16 protein-coding genes and 1 pseudogene are annotated in these 21,699 nt (G+C 34.6%); 4 read left to right on the forward strand and 13 right to left on the reverse strand.

Annotated elements, in window-relative coordinates; all coding sequences use genetic code 11:
* Nucleotides 1–162: 162 nt before the first annotated feature.
* On the reverse strand, nucleotides 163–1,542 hold the full coding sequence (uhpT, locus tag JQN76_RS02450) for a hexose-6-phosphate:phosphate antiporter UhpT (protein ID WP_001008722.1): 1,380 nt from the start codon (nucleotides 1,540–1,542) through the stop codon (nucleotides 163–165).
* Nucleotides 1,543–1,774: 232 nt separating this feature from the next.
* Here uhpT and JQN76_RS02455 point away from each other — a divergent pair, with 232 nt between their 5' ends.
* A complete protein-coding gene (locus JQN76_RS02455; protein WP_000603755.1) occupies nucleotides 1,775–2,269 on the forward strand; it encodes an isoprenylcysteine carboxyl methyltransferase family protein in 495 nt (164 codons plus the stop codon).
* 357 nt (nucleotides 2,270–2,626) lie between these two features.
* Here JQN76_RS02455 and JQN76_RS02460 read toward each other — a convergent pair whose 3' ends face one another.
* The 8 genes and pseudogenes from JQN76_RS02460 to JQN76_RS02495 form a co-directional block, all read right to left on the reverse strand.
* Complete coding sequence (locus JQN76_RS02460) at nucleotides 2,627–3,595, reverse strand: sugar phosphate isomerase/epimerase family protein (protein WP_000690421.1); 969 nt, start codon at nucleotides 3,593–3,595, stop codon at nucleotides 2,627–2,629.
* Between the two features lie 54 nt (nucleotides 3,596–3,649).
* Nucleotides 3,650–4,690: a Gfo/Idh/MocA family protein gene (locus tag JQN76_RS02465; protein WP_000163819.1), complete on the reverse strand. Its 1,041-nt coding sequence runs from the start codon at nucleotides 4,688–4,690 to the stop codon at nucleotides 3,650–3,652.
* 24 nt (nucleotides 4,691–4,714) lie between these two features.
* Complete coding sequence (locus JQN76_RS02470; RefSeq protein ID WP_000153465.1) at nucleotides 4,715–5,791, reverse strand: Gfo/Idh/MocA family protein; 1,077 nt, start codon at nucleotides 5,789–5,791, stop codon at nucleotides 4,715–4,717.
* A gap of 73 nt (nucleotides 5,792–5,864) precedes the next feature.
* Nucleotides 5,865–6,704, reverse strand: coding sequence for a sugar ABC transporter permease (locus JQN76_RS02475; RefSeq protein ID WP_000162661.1), 840 nt, complete (start codon nucleotides 6,702–6,704; stop codon nucleotides 5,865–5,867).
* A 1-nt stretch (nucleotide 6,705) separates the two neighbouring features.
* Entirely contained in the window at nucleotides 6,706–7,974 is a 1,269-nt protein-coding gene (locus JQN76_RS02480) for a sugar ABC transporter permease (RefSeq protein WP_000166885.1), read from the reverse strand.
* A 2-nt stretch (nucleotides 7,975–7,976) separates the two neighbouring features.
* A complete protein-coding gene (locus JQN76_RS02485; RefSeq protein ID WP_000034961.1) occupies nucleotides 7,977–9,248 on the reverse strand; it encodes a maltodextrin ABC transporter substrate-binding protein in 1,272 nt (423 codons plus the stop codon).
* 12 nt (nucleotides 9,249–9,260) lie between these two features.
* The gene (locus JQN76_RS02490; RefSeq protein ID WP_000818913.1) at nucleotides 9,261–10,358 is read right to left on the reverse strand and encodes an ABC transporter ATP-binding protein; all 1,098 of its coding nucleotides are present in this window, start codon (nucleotides 10,356–10,358) and stop codon (nucleotides 9,261–9,263) included.
* A gap of 382 nt (nucleotides 10,359–10,740) precedes the next feature.
* Nucleotides 10,741–11,309: pseudogene (locus tag JQN76_RS02495) on the reverse strand (M23 family metallopeptidase).
* Between the two features lie 208 nt (nucleotides 11,310–11,517).
* Here JQN76_RS02495 and JQN76_RS02500 point away from each other — a divergent pair.
* A complete protein-coding gene (locus JQN76_RS02500; protein WP_001151451.1) occupies nucleotides 11,518–12,144 on the forward strand; it encodes an FMN-dependent NADH-azoreductase in 627 nt (208 codons plus the stop codon).
* 188 nt (nucleotides 12,145–12,332) lie between these two features.
* A complete protein-coding gene (locus JQN76_RS02505) occupies nucleotides 12,333–13,106 on the forward strand; it encodes a tandem-type lipoprotein (RefSeq protein WP_000643623.1) in 774 nt (257 codons plus the stop codon).
* Nucleotides 13,107–13,403: 297 nt separating this feature from the next.
* Here the strand turns inward: JQN76_RS02505 and ggt are convergent, their stop codons facing one another.
* From ggt to JQN76_RS02525, 4 genes are read right to left on the reverse strand one after another with little or no spacing between them, the layout of a single operon-like run.
* Complete coding sequence (gene ggt, locus JQN76_RS02510) at nucleotides 13,404–15,410, reverse strand: gamma-glutamyltransferase (protein WP_000236406.1); 2,007 nt, start codon at nucleotides 15,408–15,410, stop codon at nucleotides 13,404–13,406.
* A gap of 37 nt (nucleotides 15,411–15,447) precedes the next feature.
* Nucleotides 15,448–17,223: an ABC transporter substrate-binding protein gene (locus tag JQN76_RS02515; protein ID WP_000720804.1), complete on the reverse strand. Its 1,776-nt coding sequence runs from the start codon at nucleotides 17,221–17,223 to the stop codon at nucleotides 15,448–15,450.
* A gap of 16 nt (nucleotides 17,224–17,239) precedes the next feature.
* Nucleotides 17,240–18,403, reverse strand: coding sequence for an ABC transporter permease (locus JQN76_RS02520; RefSeq protein ID WP_000240109.1), 1,164 nt, complete (start codon nucleotides 18,401–18,403; stop codon nucleotides 17,240–17,242).
* 5 nt (nucleotides 18,404–18,408) lie between these two features.
* Nucleotides 18,409–19,887, reverse strand: a complete 1,479-nt coding sequence (locus JQN76_RS02525) for an ABC transporter permease (protein WP_001815521.1) — start codon at nucleotides 19,885–19,887, stop codon at nucleotides 18,409–18,411.
* Here JQN76_RS02525 and JQN76_RS02530 point away from each other — a divergent pair.
* A complete protein-coding gene (locus tag JQN76_RS02530; protein ID WP_000067358.1) occupies nucleotides 19,844–21,436 on the forward strand; it encodes an ABC transporter ATP-binding protein in 1,593 nt (530 codons plus the stop codon). The two genes, JQN76_RS02525 and JQN76_RS02530, sit on opposite strands and share 44 nt — an antisense overlap.
* The last annotated feature ends 263 nt before the right edge of the window (nucleotides 21,437–21,699 follow it).

Genomic DNA, 21,699 nt, shown 5'->3' on the forward strand with positions numbered 1-21,699 from the left:
AAGGATACTTCATAACAGGGAATTATGATCTGCCCCGAGACATAGAGATGATATATTTGCAAGGGTAGAAGCAGTATCTTTCATCTCTTCACGCACATGCCGTCGGGGCAGGATTGCCAACTATACTGCAATAAATTGGCGATACTTTTAATCCGATTGATATTAGATTTTTAAACTTCTAATTTTCTTTTCTTCATAGAAAGCAACGATTCCTAATAGAATCATGCCTAGGAATAATGCAACATAGAAGACGATGAAAACATCTGTCCATCCACTTAATGTATATCCAAAGATGTTTAAACCGTTACGTGTTGGATCAGCAATAGCCGCCAAACCAACTTTCGCCATTGAGTCACCGAATAGATACGCGAATGAACCTGTCATTCCGTTTGCTACACTGATGGCATTTTTAGGAACAAAACCAGTCAATGATACACCAATTAATAATTGCGGACCAAAGATTAACGCACCTAATGCAAACAATGAAATGTTAACCATCATGACACTTGTAGCATTTGTGTAGAATAAGACAACAAATGTAATCATAAACATACAGCCAATAGCTACAATTGCACGACGACCTTTTAATAAGTCTGATACGTAGCCCCATAATAAACTTGCAACTAATGCACCAATTTCAAAGTAGAATATCGTATTAACTGCATCGCCTTTACTAAAGTGTAAATGCTCTGACACATATAACGGTGCCCAGTTATCAATACCGATTCGTACAATGTATACAAAGACGTTTGAAACACATAGAATCCATATAACAGGATTTCCCAGGATATATTTTTTAAAGATCTCCCATTTCGTCATACCTTGAGAATCAATATTTTCTTTATCGACCGGCTCTTCCCAAATTTCTTCAGCACGATTCCATCCTAATTCTTCTGGATCATCTTTTCCGATAAATAATGTTGCGATACCAATAAGTAATGCAATCACCGATGGGAAAATGAACATCCCTATAACATTTCCATGGAAGAATACATTAGCACCCCAAAGTGCAACACCACCTGCAATGGCACCACCGATATTATGTGATGTATTCCAAAATCCTAAGTATCGGCCACGTTTCGTTCTTGGCGCCCATCTTGAAATCGTTGAATAACTTGCAGGTCCACCAACTGATTGGAACACCCCGTTAAGTCCCCAAAGTACAATTAATAATCCCATTACAGAACCAAAGTAACTTAAAACAAATCCCATAATTAAAACTGTAATCGCAGATAAGATAAGTAAGAACGAGATAATACGTTTTGTGTTACGTCCATCGACAAAATATCCAAGTAATGTTTTCCCTAAACCGTACGTGATACTAAATGCTAATCCGATATAACCAAGTTCTAATGTAGATAATCCGATTTCCTCTTTTAAAAACGGTTGGGCCGCCTTAAAGTTGTTTCGAATTAAATACATAGCCATATAAACAAAGAACACTACAAAGAAAGCTTGCATAAAGTTTCTAAGCCATAATTTACGTTGTACCGATAATGGAATGCCTTTGTTCGGAATCTTATGGATATCAAAAAAGTTCATCTCTGTCACCTCAATCATTTTCGTTAAGCCAAATATATCACGTCGGTGTAAGCGCTTAATATCCTTAAAATTATTAAATTATCCAAAATACTGAACATAAACACATACTTAGAAACATATTTATGTACTAAAATTAATAAATAGTTAATAGTATTTGACAAGTTTTATCTATAAAATACTTTATGTTGTCAAAATCAACGCTTATACATATGACATAATGACGGAGGACATCATGATTCTATCTATATTACTTATCTTTTTCTGTATCAGACTTGTCAGCTTAAAGATATCTATTAATCACTCAAAACAATTAAAAGCAGACGGTGCAGTTGAATATGGCGTTAAAAATTCGAAGTTTTTAGCAATAACACACGTTTTAATTTATGTATTGGCTGGTGTAGAGGCATTTATTAATAAAGATACATTTAGCTTTGCAAATGGTATTGGCTTAGTTATATTAATCTTTGCTTATATCATGTTATTTATGGTTATTAAAACTTTAGGTGGTATTTGGACATTAAAATTATTCATTTTACCTAACCATCCTATTATTAAATCTGGATTATATAAAATTACAAAACACCCAAATTACTTCTTAAACATCATTCCTGAATTAATCGGTGTATTATTATTAACACACGCAACATATACAACTATTTTATTAGTACCGTATGCGTATTTCTTATATGTACGTATTAAACAAGAAGAGAAATTAATGAATATTTAAAAATGAAAGCCTGTCATCACATTAGTCGCCATCGACGTCCATCTTTAAAGTGCGCTCTGAAATATTATATTCAGAAACCTTTAAAGTATGTCGTGTCTATGACCATTGTGACAACAGGCTTTTTTATTATCATATACCTCACCATTGAAAAGGTTATATACTCTTTTCAATGGTAAGGATTGTTACTGTGAATGGGTATGACCATCGCTATATACTTATATAAAGTACACCTTCTTTACAAACAATGACATGATTTAAGGTGTGAAATTTTTGGCAATGGCTTGGCGGCATATGCATTTATTCAACACTGCCACCAGTCTTACTTCAGACAAACTTCAGACTAACCTCGAGTTCGTATTATGCCCACCACATGTCTGCTGGCTTGTCGTAAATATTAACAGATTTCAAAGTTTGACAAGCTTTTTGGAAACCTTCTTCTACTGACATAATAGGATCTTCATGTTCAATACTTAATACATAATCATATCCATTAATAATAAGTTGACTTATGATATCTGCCCATACATATGGACTATGTCCATAACCAACTGTACGGAATGTCCATGCTCTTGTCGCAACGTTACCATATGGTTGCATATCAGTTAAACCATACATATTTACATTTTCTTGATTAATATACGTATCTTTAGCATGGAAGTGATGAATTGCATTTGCTTGGCCTAATATGCGAATCGCAGCAATTGGGTCAATACCTTGCCACCATAGATGACTAGGATCTAAGTTAGCACCGATATATTCATTTGTAGCCTCACGTAACTTCAACATTGTATATGGTGTATGCACTAAAAATCCTGCATGCAACTCTATGGCAATTTTTACATCTTGCTCTTTTGCAAACTCAGCTAAATCTTGCCAATATGGTATCAACTTTTCATTCCACTGATAATCATAAATTTCAGAGTAGGCTGTTGGCCAAGGTGTAACAGGCCAATTAGGCTTTTTAGCGGTATCATCTGATCCTGCAATGCCAGAAAATGTATTAACAACTGGCACGTCTAATAGATTTGCTAAACGGATTGTTTTACGTAACGTTTCATCGGCTTCTTTCGCTTCTGTCGGATCTGGAGAAATTGGATTGTTATGACAACTGAAACCACTTATTTGTAAGCCTCTGTCTGTGATTGACTTCATAAATGCTTGGCGCTTGTCTTCATTTTCTAACAACTCATCTAACTTACAAAATTTATCTCCTGGGTTACCACCTGTTCCAACTTCAATCATATCCAATCCAGATTCTGAGACATAATCTAACATATCTTCAAAATTTTTATCGTAAAATAATACTGAAAATACACCTATTTTCATTGAAAAGCACTCCTTCTTTTTATATTGAGAATTTTGTATCATATATGATAATCATTAAAGTTGTATACTCTTATTATCAAGATCACTACGATAAATCGCTTCTATAAGGGCATTTACATTGCGTGCTTCTTCCGGTTTCACCACAATCTCTTCTATACCTAAACACGCATTGACAAAGTTACGCGCCTGTCTCTCACCAGCAATGTCTTCGTTATGCTCAACATTAGCTTTGCTTTCAAAAATAGTTCCAAAGCGGGGCTCATATATTTCAAATGGAAATAAATTGATACCGCCATCTTCGCCTGATAAACTAACGTGCACCTTATCTTCCTTTATATTTGCAGACCACGAACATTCAAACTGCATGCTTGCTCGATTGGCAAATGTCATATAACTAGTAACATGATCATCGACATCAAATTTAGTATGATCAAATGTTCCCCAATCATTAATTTGATTCGGTTGTTTACTCAATTGATTATATGTTTTTCCTAGCACTTCATGCGGCACCATATCTTTACCTAATAGCCACAAAGATAAGTCTAACAAGTGGCAACCATAATCGATTAAACTACCGCCACCTTGCAACGCTTTATTGGTAAAAACACCCCACCCAGGTACTTTACGCCTACGCATCGCTTGTACACGTGCTACTAAAGGTTTACCAACCACACCTGCTTCAATTGCTTTTTTAGCAGTCATAGCGACATCTGTGTGACGATAATGATAAGCGATAGTTAATAATTTGTGATTTTTATTAGCCGCTTCAATCATGCGATCACACTCTTCCGTCGTCATTGCCATTGGCTTTTCGCATAAGACATGGACACCATGGTTCAATGCTTCTATAGAAAGATCAGCATGGAATTTATTGGGTGTACAAATGACCACCGCATCAACAAGTTTAAACAGCTCGCTAGGTGTCTCAACTGCCTGAGGTATATTAAAGCGCTTCGCAACATCAATCATCTGAACTGTATTAATATCTTGTACTGCAACTAATGAGACTGTGTCTTTGAGTTTCAGCAATGCTGGAATATGACGGTCTTGTGCAATGCCACCAACACCTATCACACCAACTTTTAATTTTGTCATGATGTGCCTCCTTACCGTATGATGTTATTCAAAGTAAATTGCTTTGCCTGATTTTGCAGACTGATAAATCGCTTCAAGAATTTTTGTAACTACCATTGCTTGTTCCGGTTTCACAACTGGTTCAGTATCATTTACAACTGCATCAATCCAAGCTTTTGCTTCTTCTTCAGCTTCATCCACTTCATTACCTTCATAAAAGTCGACGCCTTTGTTTTCCAATTCAACGTGTTTGGTATAAAGTGTACCCATGTCTTCACCATGAATACGTAGACCATCTTTCATATCAGCACCTGCTTTAGTTCCTGATAATGAACATTTTGCCTCATCCACTTCTAAAGAATTAATCGCCCAAGCGGATTCTAAAATGATCGTCGCTCCATTCTTCATTTTAATAAATCCAAACGCAGAATCTTCAACTGTAAATTCATCTGGATTCCATGAACCCCAAGCGTTTGCCGCATCATGCTGTTTATTTAATTTATGGAATGTTGAACCCATCACTGATTCTGGTTCATAATTATCCATCATCCATAACGTTAAATCTAAAGCGTGTGTACCGATATCGATTAATGGTCCTCCACCTTGAGCTTCTTCGTCTAGAAAGACACCCCATGTTGGTACTGCTCGACGACGAATGGCATGTGCCTTTCCGAAGTAAATGTCTCCTAAGTCGCCACGTTGCGCTGCTTGATGTAAAAATTGACTATCTGCTCGGAAACGATTTTGATAACCTATTGTTAATTTTTTACCTGTTGATTTAGCTGTATCTATCATTTTTTGAGCTTCTGCTGTCGTTTTAGCCATTGGTTTTTCACACATCACATGTTTACCGGCATGCAACCCTGCTACAGTAATTTCACAATGCGAGTCATTTGGCGTACAAACATGGATAACATCAATCGTGTCATCTTTTAACAATGCTTTGTAATCATCATAAACCTTTGCATTGTCAGTTCCGTATGCTTCTGCCGCACTCGCTGCTTTCGAAATGTCTACGTCACAAAATGCGATCATTTCAACATTTTCAACTTTTTGTAAACTTGGCATGTGCTTGCCATTCGCAATACCACCACACCCAATGATTCCAACTTTAATCGTCATCATAACGTCCTCCTTTTAATCTTTATCGTCATTAGTGGTTCTTTATCATTTCTGTCCCGCTCCTAATTTCAAACTAACCTTTTGTCGCACCTGTTGTTAAACCTGATACTAAATAGCGTTGCAAGAACAAGAATACGATTGCTATAGGTACTGCAATCATAATTGCCCCTGCTGCAAACACTGTGAAATTATTTGCATACTTATCATTAATAAAGTTGAACAATCCAACTGCTAATGTGAATTTTTCAGGACTTCTTAATAGTATTTTAGGTAATATAAAGTCCATAAATGGCCCCATAAAATTGAACAAAGCAACAACTGCTAAAATCGGCTTAGCTAATGGAAGCATAATTTGTAAGAAAATACGCATATGCCCTGCACCATCAATTTTGGCAGATTCATCAAGTTCTTTTGGAATCGTATCGAAGTAACCTTTCACTAAAAAGGCATTCATCGGTATTGATCCACCAATATATACCAGTGTTAGTCCAAATAAAGAATCTAATAATCCAATTGTATTTAGCAAAATATAGATTGCGACCATTGCCATTAATACAGGGAACATTTGTAAAATCAAAAATGTAATCAGCCCGTATTTACGACCAACAAAGCGATATCTAGAAAAAGCATATGCTGTTAACGTGACAAATATCACACTAAACAGTGCATTTGCAGATGCTACGATAAGCGTATTTTTATACCAAGTCAGGTATTGACTACTGTCATCGAATAGTAAGAATGCATAATTTTTAAATGTTGCATTGTCTGGTATCATTTTGGCACCATACAAGTTCGTACCTGGATTAAGGGAAATGCCAAATGTCCACAGTAGTGGATATAAAATGATGACAAACATCATCGCTATAAAACTGTAAATACCGATTGCTTTTAATATGTTTTTCTTCTTTGTCATCTTATAAACCTCCCTCATCTTTAAACGTACTTGTACGTCTGAATTGAATAAATGCGACAATAGCAACAATAAATCCAATAATTAATGACACAACTGCACCCATGTTGAAGTTGTTAAACTCAAATGTCAGATTATACACCCAAGATATCAAGATATCTGTACTACCAGCATTCTGTCCTGACACTGGTGGACCGCCTTTATTAAATAGATAAATAAGATTAAAATTATTGAAATTACCTGCATATTGCATAATTAACAATGGCGCTGTGGCGTAAATGACATGCGGGAATGTGATGTTTCTAAACTTTTGCCAACTAGACGCACCATCCATATCTGCTGCTTCGTACCAATCTGATGAAATACTTTGCAGTACTCCAGTGAACAGTGCAAAGACAAATGGGAATCCAAGCCATACTTGAATGCCGATTAATGCCACTTTTGCCCAAAACGGATCACTTAACCATGCTGGTGCTACACCTAATAAAGGTTGCAAAATATCATTATTTATCGCACCAAATTCATCATTAAATAACGCTACAAATATTAAAATTGTCACAAATGATGGTACAGCCCAAGGTAGGATTAACACAGTACGGATAAATTTCTTACCTTTGACGACAGGGTGATTTACAATAATTGCCAAAAACAGCCCTAATGCAATTTGAAGTGTCGTTGCAACAAGCGTCCATACTAATGTCCAAGTAATAACACTGAAAAATGTTTTACGCCAAACGCCAATTGTGAATAACGTTTTAAAGTTATCTAAACCAACCCATTCTAATGTGTGTCTCGGAGGCGCGTTGTATAAATTGTAATTTGTAAATGCTACTCCAAACATAAATATTAATGGAAATACAACTACAAATATCAATAAGAATGTACCTGGTGAGATTAGTAAGTATGGGAACGTCTTGTCCCATGTTGCAACCATACGTGCCTTCGGATCCTTTATTTCCTCATTGCGATTAAATCGTTCAGCATTACGATATGCATCTAAAATATTAATGACATATAGCATGATTGCAAAAGCAAAGAGTAAGATAGAAATAATACCTTGTGCAAGTAAGACACGAGAATCGTCTAACTTAGGTACTGTCCCTAATGTGAACAATCCCCAAAAACCAATATTTAAAAAGCTATAAAATACAGAAATAAAACTGATGAAAAAGATAAAAAATATCGTACCTTTAATGGGTCTTTTATTATAAAACTGTCCCAAACCAGGTATAACAGATAATAATGCCGCTAATTTAGGGTTACGTTTCGTCATAACTAATCTCCTTTCTTATCATTTTGTGATGGATGAAGAATCTTAATATTTTGCGTTATATCATTCGTCGCCTCATCTAACGCTTGTTTAGGATTCTTACCATTTGAGATAAATATGCTTGCATTGCCCATCGGTTCCCAAACTTGTCGCATTTCAGGAATATTAGGCATCGGTTCAGCATGACGTGCTTGCTTTTCAAACACTTTTAAATTTGGATTAGATGATTTCACGTCAACACGTCCAGTAATTTCGCTCATTTCATCTGTATATTTTTGTAATGTATCTTTACTAGTGATATACAGCATTAAATCTTTAGCCCAATACTTATGTTTACTATATTCAGATAAATACCAACCACGTACACCGAGAAATGGTTTCATAGGTTTGCCACCATCTGTAGGTAATGTTGTTACTCCTAAATCTTTACCAAACGTTTCTTGATATTCATTAATGTTCCACGGTCCAGTGACAAATTGTCCTACTTTTCCTTCTTTAAAAAGACCAATCATGACATCATGTGTTGCTGCCTTAGGAAGATACCCTTTGTCGTACCATTTTTGTAATCGTTCAGCATTTTTGACGACATGTTTTGAATTTAGTCCTAGCTGATGAATATCATATTCACTGCCATTTTTCTTGAAAATATAATCATCATTGCCGAATAAAAACGGATAATTAAAATAGAAATTTTTAGCATCAAATAACATACCGTATTGTTTCTTTTTACTATCAGTTAGTTTGGCAGCATTAGCTTCAACTTCTTCTAACGTTTGCGGTGCATTTTTCACTAATTTTTTATTATAGAAAAGTGCGGTTGTTTCAACGATAGCTGGCAATGCTAGTTGCTTATTGTCATAATTCATCGCTTTAAGTGCTTGCTTATTGAAACCTTTCAACTCATCTTTTGATAATTTGATTTCAGCAGCTAAGCCTTGTAGATAGGCACTTCCAGTATTATCATGTGCTAAGAAAAAGATATCTGGACCTTTTCCTGCAGGAGCGTCTAGCGAAATATTTTCTAGTTGATCATTTTGACCAATATTTACAAGCTTTACTTTGATGCCAGTTTTTTTAGTATATTGATCCGTAATTTTTTTATAAAACGCCATTTGCTTGTCGCCATCCACCCACATCGTAAGTTGGTTAGGCTTGTCTTTAGAATTATCTTTATTCAATGCTTTATCAATATCTTCTTTCGAACGATTAGGGCCACATGCAGTTACGATTAATAACATTACCACGGCTAACGTGATACATTTTAAAATTTTAGACATGAATACTCCCCCTTAGACGATACGATTTCCTGTTTTTTCATCAAAAAAGTGACACTTATTCATATCAAATGCTAGTGTAATCTTGTCGTTCGCCATCACTTGTGTTCTTGAATCTAATTTAGAAATCAATTCTATTCCTTGGAATGTACTATGTACCATGATTTCTGAACCTAACAGTTCGGATACAGCTACTTCAGATTCAAATTGTGTCTCTGGAGAAGTTTGAATAAATATTGGTTCTTCATGAATGTCTTCAGCTCGAATACCTAAAATAATTTCCTTGTCTAAGTAGCCAGCAGCTTTTAACTTTTCAAATTTTTTATTATGTAATTTAAAATGATGTGTTCCTACCTTCAATCCGTCCATTTCAACTGTAGCATTCAACATATTCATTGCTGGTGAGCCGATAAATTGCGCCACAAATATGCAATTAGGGGCATCATATATTTCTCTAGGTGTGCCGACTTGCATAATGTCGCCATCTTTCAAAACAACAATTCGACTAGCCATCGTCAATGCTTCAGTTTGATCATGTGTAACATAAATTGTCGTAGTATTAAGTCGCTTATGTAATTTCAATATTTCTGTGCGCATTTGTACTCGAAGCTTCGCATCAAGATTCGATAATGGTTCATCCATTAAAAAGACTTTCGCATCCCTAACAATAGCTCTGCCCAAAGCAACACGTTGACGCTGTCCACCAGATAACGCTTTTGGTTTACGACCAAGATACTCAGTTAATCCTAATATTTCAGCTGCTTCATTGACTTTTTGTTCAATCTCTTTTTTATTTACTTTACGTAGCTTTAGCCCAAATGCCATATTTTCAAATACAGTCATATGTGGATATAATGCATAGTTTTGAAATACCATCGCAATATCTCTATTCTTTGGTTCAACATCGTTCATGCGTTCCCCATCAATATAAAAATCTCCAGATGTGATAGACTCTAGTCCAGCAACCATTCGTAATGTTGTTGATTTACCACATCCCGATGGACCAACAAATACAATGAATTCTTTGTCAGTAATATGTAGATTAAAATCTTTCACTACAGTATTGTTGTTATCATACGTCTTTTTAATATGCTCTAACTTTAGTTCTGCCATGTTATGCCTCCCATACTTTGTTTACAGTTTGATTGTGCAATACACTTTGTGAAAACGTTTGCACAAATACTTACATAAATCATATATTCAGTCATTATTAATGTCAATCATAAATTGGAAACGTTTACATTACTGTCAGAATTAAACTTTTATACAGAAAATTGATATAGCGCACAACTATTTTTAGTGTGGCAATAATGATTTTTTACGTGCGATATTTCACTGCCAATGCTAACAACCTTGTCTTACATTTTAAGTAATATCTAAATCAAACAAGTATGACTTAGCATTACGATTTTCATTGAAAAAAGCAACCATTATGTAAGTATCATACTCACACAATGATTGCTTAATTTTTTAGACTGCGGGCACTCTTCTATAACTACAAATCATATAGGCTACGTTCCCCATCAGGTAACTGATCGATAAACGGTTTAGGATCTTCTGCATATGCATTACCTACGCCACCCTTCATTCTTTGAAAATGTAAATGTGCGCCTGTCGTTTGTTTACCTGTATTACCTGAATATGCAATAATATCACCTGCTTTGACTCGATCACCTACTTTGACATTATATTTGTCTAAGTGTAGATACCACTGGTGATATTCTCCATTGTCTTCGGTAATCTGTAATACCTTGCCGCCTAATTCATTATTAAAGATACGTGTTACTTTACCATTCGTCGGCGCTTTAATTGGTGTACCTTTTGGCAATGCAAAATCAACTCCATAATGCTTACCATCAAATGGTGAATGTTGATATTTACCAAAAGTCTCTGTAATCCGACTCCCTCTAAAAAAGTCTTCCCATTTTGAGTGTCCTTGTCCTTTATGATTTTGTGTCAATTTATCGGTATATTGGTTAAACCATTTTTGAATGTCATCTATATAAATAATAGTGAAAGAAAAATGATAATTGTTGCCAAAATACGTTTTGGTCGCTTTGTCATAGTGGCATCCATCCTTCATATATTTTGGGTATTAAGTATATATTCTAAATCAACTATTTCATAATTAAATGCACTCATACTTTAGTAGTACTGCCAAATATAGATGAAGAAAATGATGGTAATTTGAATATTTTTATTGATATCAAATTTTATATCTAATATAATAATTATACTCAAGAAAATAACAGAAACAGAGGAGAATTTTCAAATGGCAAAAGTATTATATATTACAGCACACCCTTTTAATGAACTGGTATCAAATTCTATGGCGGCTGGTAAAGCATTTATCGAAACATATCAACAACAACATCCTGATGATGAAGTGAAACATATTGATTTATTTGAAACTTATATTCCAGTTATTGACAAAGATGTATTAACTGGTTGGGGAAAAATGAGTAATGGCGAAACGTTAACTGATGATGAACAAATGAAAGTTTCAAGATTGAGTGACATTTTAGAAGAATTTTTAAGTGCAGATAAATATGTATTTGTAACGCCTATGTGGAACCTTTCTTTCCCACCTGTAGTTAAAGCATATATTGATGCTATTTCAATTGCAGGTAAAACTTTTAAATATTCTGCTGAAGGACCTCAAGGTTTGTTAACTGACAAAAAAGTATTACACATTCAATCACGTGGTGGATATTATACTGAAGGACCTGCTGCTGATTTTGAAATGGGTGACCGTTATTTAAGAACAATTATGACATTCTTAGGTGTGCCATCATATGAAACAATCATTATTGAAGGACACAATGCTGAACCTCATAAGACTGAAGAAATTAAAGCAACTAGTATTAATAATGCTGAAAAATTAGCAACTACATTTTAAATTTTTAATTACACTGTGTGACTCCTCAACGTCATGCAGTTTTTTATTGTATCTCTTTTCCGCTTTTTATAAATATCTATTATTTTCATAAATTTAAAATTTGATATTCACTTTAATACTGATGTAAATATTTTTCAAAATATATTATTATAGTGTTAATGAAGTATTTTGAGAAACGGTGGGAATGTATGAAAGCACATAAAATTTTCTGGTTAAACTTAGCAGCAATTATTATTATTTCAATTGTAGTCAGTGGCGGTATGTTTTTGGCAATGAAGTGGGAACAAATTCATTTGAAAGATGGTCTTAAAAAAGTACTAAGTACGTATCCTATTAAAAACTTAGAAACGCTTTATGAAATTGATGGTCACGATAATCCCCATTATGAAAATAATGATCAAGACACATGGTATATAGAATCCTCTTATTCAGTTGTTGGATCAGATGAGCTTTTAAAAGAAGACCGTATGTTGTTAAAGGTAGATAAGAACACACATAAAATAACTGGTGAATATGACACAACTACAAACGATAGAAAAAATGCTACTGACTCGACATACAAAAGTTATCCAGTAAAAGTAGTTAATAATAAAATCGTTTTCACAAAAGACGTAAAAGATCCCGCGCTGAAACAAAAAATCGAAAACAATCAATTTTTGATTCAAAGTGGTGATTTAACAAGCATTTTAAATAGCAATGATTTGAAAGTCACACATGATCCTACCACTGATTATTATAATTTATCTGGTAAGTTGTCGAATGATAATCCAAACGTTAAACAATTAAAACGTAGATATAATATTCCCAGAAATGCATCAACAAAGGTGGAATTAAAGGGAATGAGTGATTTAAAAGGCAATAATCATCAAGATCAGAAACTTTATTTTTATTTTTCAAGTCCTGGAAAAGACCAAATTATATACAAAGAAAGCCTTACTTATAATAAATTAAGTGAACATTAATACTTATGATGTAATTATAGAAATAACCAAATCATTTATTAAAATCTCACATTATAAAAACGCCTCACATCATTCATTTAATTGTACCGAATCACATCAAGTTAGATTTTAGACTAACTATTGTGGTGTACATCAAAAACGAATTTGTGGGGCGTTTTATATTTTACAAAGGCGACTAGCGTTTCTTATAACAACTTCAACATTACTACACTCAAGCATCACTCTAAAGTTTGAAATCGAACCCTTTCGTTCAACAAAAATCAAAATCCACTTCAAACTATATATCAAATACATAAATTATCTTGTGATACTATCTCGATCATATCTATAGTATGCATTTGTGTTTGCTTTCACTGAATGATACGTTTCATCAGTTAAGTATAAACTGTCATCCTTTAAGGTAACTTGATAACCTTTCTTCCGTGCCAACCAGGCAATATCTATATAATTTTTTCCGGCGATTTCATAACTTCTTATATCTTCAATATGTGCACTAACTTCAGAGAAGATGATTCTGACAACACTTTCATCAACCCAATATTTGTCATGCATCCACCGCACTTGTTCAGCATATAATGGCAACTGCATATCATTGAAATATACTCGATGGGTGTCATTATCGTATATTTTCGGACTAGGTAATGGTTGTTTTCTAATTGATAATACATCGCCACCTATCACTGTGCCTTCCCTCGTATCATCAGCACCTCCCGACGCGTCACGTGTATTCAAGTCAACCTGTAGTCCATGTACATCTCCAATATAGGCATCTGGTTTATGTTCCATTGCATGTCCATGTGCAATCAATGCTAATATTGTAGATTGTGAAAATTGAGGCTCCCATTCAATGCGATTAGGATGGCTACTATAAATTCTAGGTTCATCTATAGCCTGCTGAATATCCATGCCAAACACTAATACATTGATTAATGTTTGCGCAACACTAGCAATGATACTTATGGCACCAGGTGCACCTACTGTTAATATCGGCTTCCCGTGATACATCACAATCGTTGGAGCCATGTTACTTAGTGGTCGTTTATATGGTGCAATTTCGTTAATACCACCATCTACTACATCAAAGCCATCCATTGTCGTATTCAATAACACACCGTAGCCTGGAATCGTGATACCTGAACCATAAATCATACCAATTGATGTCGTAAATGAAGCAATATTACCTTCCTTATCAATCACACAAAAATGAGTTGTTTCGGTATGATTTTCTTCAATATCTGTATGACTAATGCAATCAGACACAACACCATGCTCTATATCAATATTTGCTTTATTGCTATCAATGAGCGTACTGCGTGCTTTTAAATAATCGTCATCAATTAATGACTGTACAGGCACCTCATGAAAATTATCATCCGCCAAGTATTGCGCACGATCACTATATGCTAAATGCATCGCTTGTATCAAATGATGCAAGTAATCGACAGATCTTGGACCCATAGATGGTAAATCGATGTGTTCTAATAACTTCAATATTTGAATTACCGTGATACCACCGGAACTAGATGGACCCATTGAATAAATGTCATAGTCTTTAAATGTCGCACTGATTGGCGCTTTAATCTGAATGTCATAATTGGCTAGATCCTCTAAAGCGATTGTCCCACCACATGCTTTGACAACATTGACTAATTGTTTCGCAATGTCACCTTTATAAAATGCATTAAACCCTTGTTCTCTTAATATTTGAAATGTCTTACCTAATTCGGGTTGTACAATCCAATCACCTTCACTCCAATATTGATTTTCATGCGTAAATACTTGTGCCGTTTCATGATACTTTGTCAATCGTGCGTGTTGCTGGCGCGAATATTTTTCAGTAGCCCAATTGGCTGCATGACCTTCAATAGCTAGTTCAATTGCAGGATTAATTAAATCTTCCAATGACAACTTAGCATAACGCTTGTGAATATAATCAAACAGCTTTGGAATTGCTGGCACAGCGACAGTTTTACCATGTGTAGTCATATCAAAAAATGATTTATATTCGCCTGAATCATCTAGATAAAATTGTTTATCTACATGTGCAGGGGCTGTCTCACGCGCATCAAACGCAGTTATACTGCCAGTACTTTGCTCATAATATAGCAAATACCCGCCACCACCAATACCTGATGCAAATGGTTCTACCACATTCAATGCCAGTTGAATTGCAATCACTGCATCCATGGCGTTGCCACCTTGATCTAATACATCCTTACCAATTTTAGCCGCAAGAGGATGTGATACGGAAATTAACCCTTCTTTAGATGTTTTTGTCTGTTTGTCATTTAAGTTAATGACCATACTATATCCTCCTACTTTCTGTTAAATATTTAAAACATTATTGATTAATGGCTTTTTCTACTTTTTCTAAATCTTGACGTTGCTCGTTACCAGTATCGACAAGTGGTGTAATCGGTGATGCAATTTTAAATTTATCGCCACGATAAAACTTAATAAATTGATCCTGATCTATCGCATTAACTACTGCTTGTCTCAAGTTTGGATGCGTCTTAAATATACCTTTTTTAATATTTAGCATTAAAAAGACTGACTTGCGTCCATTTTTGCGAATAATGCTTAAATTTTTATCCGACTTAATTAAATCAAAATGTTTTTGATTCACATCTGCCAACATATCAATTGAATGATTTCTAAGTTCTGACAATGCATTATTCGGATCACCATTAAACTTCAATGTAATATTTTTAATTTTAGCTGGTCCATAACTACCTTTTTCTGTTTCGTTGAATCCTGGATTACGTTGAAACGTTGCTTGATATGCATTTTTCTGTGTCATAATGTATGCGCCACTTGCATACAGCGCATTTTTCCCATCTGAATTTGCAGGAATTGTACTGCTATCCCCATATCCTTTTGGATATTCTTGATTTACTTGATTAACAAATTTTTTAGATAAAATGCCTGCCGAAGAGTGTGTTAAGTAATTTACCTCTCGAGGCATCGATTGATCTGTCGTAATTTTAACAATTTGATAAATACCGTCTTTATTATTTACTTTTTGACCATCTGTCGTTAACGATTTGACGTTATAAGCTTTAATCAACTTATCATAGATTGATTTATCATCCTTGTCTTTCTCTTTACGCAACTGATCGATGTCCTCATCTTTTAATATCTTGATGTCATTTATATGTTTGTGCATATTGTAAGTATTATTGTTAGGCACAGACTTTTTATCACGTGCTCTATCTAAAGAAAACTTAACATCTTCAGCCGATACACGCTCTCCAGTATTACGTGCTTGTCCATTGACCACTTTCGCAAAATAATCATCATCTCTTAACAAGAAATAAAACGCTTTATTGTCCTTATTCACAGCATAATCATGACTTAACGAACCTTTCGTTGTTAAATGATCATTTTCATCTAATAATAATAACCTTGTGTACATATTCATATTAATTGAATATACTGACGGCGCAATTGAACGTATTGGATCCAATGTAGGAATTTCACCATCTTGTTGTGTCATCACAAGTGGCCGCGTATCTCGTTCTCTACTATTGTTGTAATCAAATTGTTGCCATATTAATGCACGTGAATTTGGCAATCCAACACTATTTTTATCTAACACTTTATTGTCATATACTAAATTCTTTTTTGATCCATATAAAGGCGCCATATACCCTTTATCAAATACAACTTCATCTTCAATTTGCTTATATGTTTGTTTAACATCTGCTTCATTTTGAGTAGAAGCTTTATTTAACAACTGGTCTACATGTTTATCTTTCAATAAACTATTTGATCCTGTAGAACTAAATAATGCCGTCATAGCATAGTTCGGGTCACCAAACACTGTCATCCAGTCATCAATTTGGATATCATAATTGCCGGCTTGACGTTGTGTACGATAGCTACCATAATCTGGTTGGATATTCATCTTCACGTTAAATCCTGCATTTTCCAATTGATCTTTAACGATATTCATATCATTTTCATAACTTGCTTGTCCTAGGAAATGTATTGTTGGTCGCTCGCCTTTCACTTCAACTTTCGATGACTTTTGAGCCACTTCTGATTTCGTAGGGACACCACAACCACTTAATACCAACGCTAAAACTATAATTGCGATACTAATGATTTTCTTCACATCTATCCCTACCTTTTTAATGAATTCTTGGATCTAGTGCATCACGCACTGCATCACCTATAAAATTAAATGCTAAAACGACGAACATAATACAAATACCAGGTACAATAGCTAAATTACTGTGCGTTTCCAAGTAGTTACTACCGGTACGTAAAATGTTGCCCCATTCAGCTACATCAGGTGCAACACCAAGTCCTAGGAAACTTAAACTACTTGTTGTTAATACAACCACACCTATATTTAATGAAAAACGTACAATCATAGGCGCAATCGCATTCGGTAAAATATAACGCCATATGATATTCCAAGTGTTTTCACCAGTGATACGTGCTGCATCTACATATTCCATGCGTTTAATTTCTAAAACACTGGCACGCATTGTCCGTGCAAATGATGGTATATTACCGATACTTAAAGCAATAATTAAATTTGGAATACTTGCTCCAAATGATGCAATAATTGCCACCGCTAACAATAATGATGGAATTGCAAACACTACATCTAAAATTCGCATTATTAAATTATCAATATGATTAAAATAACCTGCGATAGTGCCTAGTAACACACCAAAAATAACTGCAATAACTACTGAAATAATTGAAATTGAAAATGTCAGCTTCGTTCCGACAACTACGCGTGTAAATAAGTCTCTACCGAAATCATCAGTACCAAACGGATAGGCTAGACTCGGTCCATGTAACAGTGCATTGAACTGATTTTTAGTAGCCAATGTCGTATCAAATGTAAATTGTGACACAACTGATAATGTCAGCATGTAGACTAAAATAAGTAACCCGATAATCGCAATACGATGTCTAGTAGTTTTTCGTATAAACGATTCCCACCCGTTATAACTATGTATTTGCGATGTACGTTGGTAACGTCTAATACTTACAAACATTAATAATGTAAATACGTTGCCTGTTAATGTCATCAACAATAACAACACTTCGACGATACGTCGCCATAGGTCATGATGCTTCCATGTTTGTTCCGTTGTTAAGATGATAATTAAAATGATGGTTAAAACGATTAGCAATGTTTCTGCAATATAGAACGTATCGGCCACATAACCTTTAAAAAGATTTAATGCACTCGTTAATATAACTAAAATATAAGTTGCAATAGCATAACTTGCGAATAGTTTTAAGGAAGCTATCTTTGTTGTAAGTTTTACCATATGCCTCACTTCCTTTCGTTAATTTCACTACGTAATTTTGGATCGATTAAAGCATAAAATATATCAATAATTAAGTTTGCTAAAGATATTACAATTGATATATATACGACCCCACCCATGACTGCTGGAATATCAGGTATTAGTTGTTTTTGGACGATATAACGACCGATACCATTAATGTTAAATACTTGTTCCGTCACTGCTGAACCGCCTAGTAATTCTGCCACTAGAAGACCAACTAGCGTTACAATTGGAATAATGGCATTTTTCAAAATATGTTTAATAACTACTTGTGTCGTCGATAATCCTTTTGCATAAGCAGTTAAAACATAATCGCTGCGCATTACTTCAAGTACAGAAGACCTTGTCATACGCGTGATAGAAGCAGCAATACTTGTCCCAATGACAAGTACAGGTAAAATCAATGATATTGGATGTTCTGGCATATAAGATGGTGGCAAAATATCCAATTTCAATGAGAACGCTAAAATGAATAATAGCCCTTGCCAGAAACTTGGAATAGATAAACCAATTAATGCAATTATCATTAACGTGATATCAAGCCAACTATTTCGCTTCATCGCACTGATAATACCAATTGGTATCGCAATAATTAATGCCACAATTAGCGCTAATACTGCGACAATTATTGTAATTGGAATTCTTTCGCCAACTGCTTTAGTCACAACATCATTCCCTTTGTAAGTCGTACCTAAGTCAAAGGTAAAAACACCCTTGATGGTATCCCACAATTGAATAAAATAAGGTTCGTTAAGATGATGTAATACATTGAATTGATGTATCTGTGCCTTTGTTGCATTTTGTCCCAGTATGCTATAAGCCGCATCAAGCGGTGAAAAATACAGAATGGTAAACACACTGACAATAACACCAATGATGACAATCACAGCCATGACAATTCGCTCAAAAATATATCTTACTAATGGCTGTAAATAAAAAGTCAATAAGATGAACATCGGCAAGGCCAATATCACTTTGATCATGATGAACTTATGAAATAATACATTTTCAAAGTATGTTGAAAAATGTGCTTGTTCAATATTCTTTGAACTCGTATTAGAACTTTGTGCCTTGAATATTTTTAATGCTTCTTTATGTATTTGTGTGGATGACTTTTGCTGCGATAAATATTTATATTTTTGATGTAACGCCTGTTCAAATTCTGAAATTTCAGAATTATTAGCGTAAAAATTTTTTCTCTTAGCAGAAAAGAAAAACTTTATCACTGCATATAAAAATATTGGCAAGCTTAATACCGATAATACAAACTTGTAAAATGCCTTGTGATACAACGACTTAAAAGATTCTAAATAAGTAATTATGATAATCACTCCTTGTAAAATAATCTTGAGTAGATTACTATGATATACAAAAGTATAGAATAAATTTACACATTTGTGAATAGGGAGGCACAACATCATGTCAAATTTATTAGAAGTCAACAGTCTGAATGTACAATTCAATTATGATGAAACTACAGTTCAAGCGGTAAAAAACGTCTCTTTCGAATTACGAAAAAAACATATCCTAGGTATTGTTGGTGAATCAGGATCAGGAAAAAGTATTACTGCTAAATCTATTTTAGGGCTACTACCAGATTATCCAGATCACACATTAACAGGAGAAATTATTTTTAATGGGCAATCGTTAACTAATTTATCAACTTCAGCGTTACAACAAATTCGAGGTAAGGATATTTCAATGATTTTTCAAGATCCACTCTCTTCGTTAAATCCAAGATTAACGATCGGCAAACAAATTACAGAAGTACTATTTCAACATAAACGTGTATCTAAATCTGAAGCAAAGTCGATGACAATAGACATTTTAGAAAAAGTAGGTATAAAACATGCAACTCGACAATTTGATGCTTATCCACATGAACTTTCTGGTGGTATGCGTCAACGTGTCATGATAGCAATGGCATTGATTTTAAAGCCACAAATTTTAATCGCAGATGAACCAACAACGGCATTAGATGCCAGTACACAAAATCAATTACTGCAGTTAATGAAGTCCCTTTATGAGTACACCGAAACGTCTATTATTTTTATCACTCACGATTTAGGCGCTGTGTATCAATTTTGCGACGATGTGATTGTAATGAAAGATGGAAGTGTCGTTGAAAGTGGCACGGTTGAAAGTATTTTTAAATCGCCACAACATACCTATACGAAACGCTTAATAGATGCAATTCCTGATATTCATCAAACGCGTCCGCCAAGATTGTTAAACAATGATATTTTATTAAAATTCAATCGCGTGAGCGTGGATTACACATCACCGAGTGGTAGCCTATACCGAGCAGTTAATGCTATTAACTTGGCTATTAGAAAAGGCGAAACATTAGGCATTGTTGGTGAGTCAGGGTCAGGGAAATCGACATTAGCTAAGACGGTCGTCGGTCTAAAGGAAGTGTCAGAAGGCTTTATTTGGTATAATGAATTACCATTAAGTTTATTTAAAGATGATGAATTGAAATCTTTACGACAAGAGATACAAATGATTTTTCAAGATCCATTCGCATCTATTAACCCAAGATTTAAAGTCATTGATGTGATTAAACGACCACTAATCATTCATGGAAAAGTCAAAGATAATGATGACATTATTAAAACTGTCGTATCGTTGTTAGAAAAAGTTGGCCTAGATCAAAGTTTCTTATATCGCTATCCACACGAATTATCTGGTGGGCAACGTCAGCGTGTAAGTATCGCGAGAGCACTTGCTGTAGAACCTAAAGTGATTGTTTGCGACGAGGCAGTGTCCGCTTTAGACGTTTCAATTCAAAAAGATATCATCGAGTTATTAAAACAATTACAGTTAGACTTCGGCATCACTTATTTATTCATCACACATGACATGGGTGTTATCAATGAAATATGTGATCGCGTAGCAGTTATGAAAAATGGCGAAATCGTTGAACTGAATAACACAGAAGATATTATCAAACATCCGCAATCAGACTATGCAAAGCAACTTATTTCAGAAGTAGCAGTTATTGCTAAATAAAAGTCATGCGTTGTGCAACTGTATCACTGTATGGTCTGGAATAAATCAGGCAATCTCTGATGTGTTATGTTAGATGACTTTGTCATACTAACTATATTGTGCTAAGTTAGGGCTCGGCACCATATCAAGTTTTAGGTGCTTTGCCATGATTTAAGAGTCACCCCCATACTTTGGGCATTTTAACGCCAGAATAAATCCCCCGCCACTATGTGAAGTGCGGGGGATTATTTATATTTTATTAGAATATTCAGATTTTTGAGTGT

It is taken from the genome of Staphylococcus sp. SM3655, from assembly GCF_016917315.1.
Classification (GTDB): domain Bacteria; phylum Bacillota; class Bacilli; order Staphylococcales; family Staphylococcaceae; genus Staphylococcus; species Staphylococcus aureus.

What these genes read in the sequence shown, in the direction of transcription:
- JQN76_RS02500 (WP_001151451.1), top strand. Translation starts at nt 11,518, where the DNA reads ATGGCAAAAGTATTATATATTACAGCACACCCTTTTAATGAACTGGTA.
- JQN76_RS02505 (WP_000643623.1), top strand. Translation starts at nt 12,333, where the DNA reads ATGAAAGCACATAAAATTTTCTGGTTAAACTTAGCAGCAATTATTATT.
- JQN76_RS02475 (WP_000162661.1), bottom strand. Translation starts at nt 6,704, where the DNA reads ATGACAAAGAAGAAAAACATATTAAAAGCAATCGGTATTTACAGTTTT.
- ggt (WP_000236406.1), bottom strand. Translation starts at nt 15,410, where the DNA reads ATGGTCATTAACTTAAATGACAAACAGACAAAAACATCTAAAGAAGGG.
- JQN76_RS02485 (WP_000034961.1), bottom strand. Translation starts at nt 9,248, where the DNA reads ATGTCTAAAATTTTAAAATGTATCACGTTAGCCGTGGTAATGTTATTA.
- JQN76_RS02530 (WP_000067358.1), top strand. Translation starts at nt 19,844, where the DNA reads ATGTCAAATTTATTAGAAGTCAACAGTCTGAATGTACAATTCAATTAT.
- JQN76_RS02465 (WP_000163819.1), bottom strand. Translation starts at nt 4,690, where the DNA reads ATGACAAAATTAAAAGTTGGTGTGATAGGTGTTGGTGGCATTGCACAA.
- JQN76_RS02460 (WP_000690421.1), bottom strand. Translation starts at nt 3,595, where the DNA reads ATGAAAATAGGTGTATTTTCAGTATTATTTTACGATAAAAATTTTGAA.
- JQN76_RS02490 (WP_000818913.1), bottom strand. Translation starts at nt 10,358, where the DNA reads ATGGCAGAACTAAAGTTAGAGCATATTAAAAAGACGTATGATAACAAC.
- JQN76_RS02520 (WP_000240109.1), bottom strand. Translation starts at nt 18,403, where the DNA reads ATGGTAAAACTTACAACAAAGATAGCTTCCTTAAAACTATTCGCAAGT.
- uhpT (WP_001008722.1), bottom strand. Translation starts at nt 1,542, where the DNA reads ATGAACTTTTTTGATATCCATAAGATTCCGAACAAAGGCATTCCATTA.
- JQN76_RS02455 (WP_000603755.1), top strand. Translation starts at nt 1,775, where the DNA reads ATGATTCTATCTATATTACTTATCTTTTTCTGTATCAGACTTGTCAGC.
- JQN76_RS02480 (WP_000166885.1), bottom strand. Translation starts at nt 7,974, where the DNA reads ATGACGAAACGTAACCCTAAATTAGCGGCATTATTATCTGTTATACCT.
- JQN76_RS02470 (WP_000153465.1), bottom strand. Translation starts at nt 5,791, where the DNA reads ATGACGATTAAAGTTGGAATCATTGGGTGTGGTGGTATTGCGAATGGC.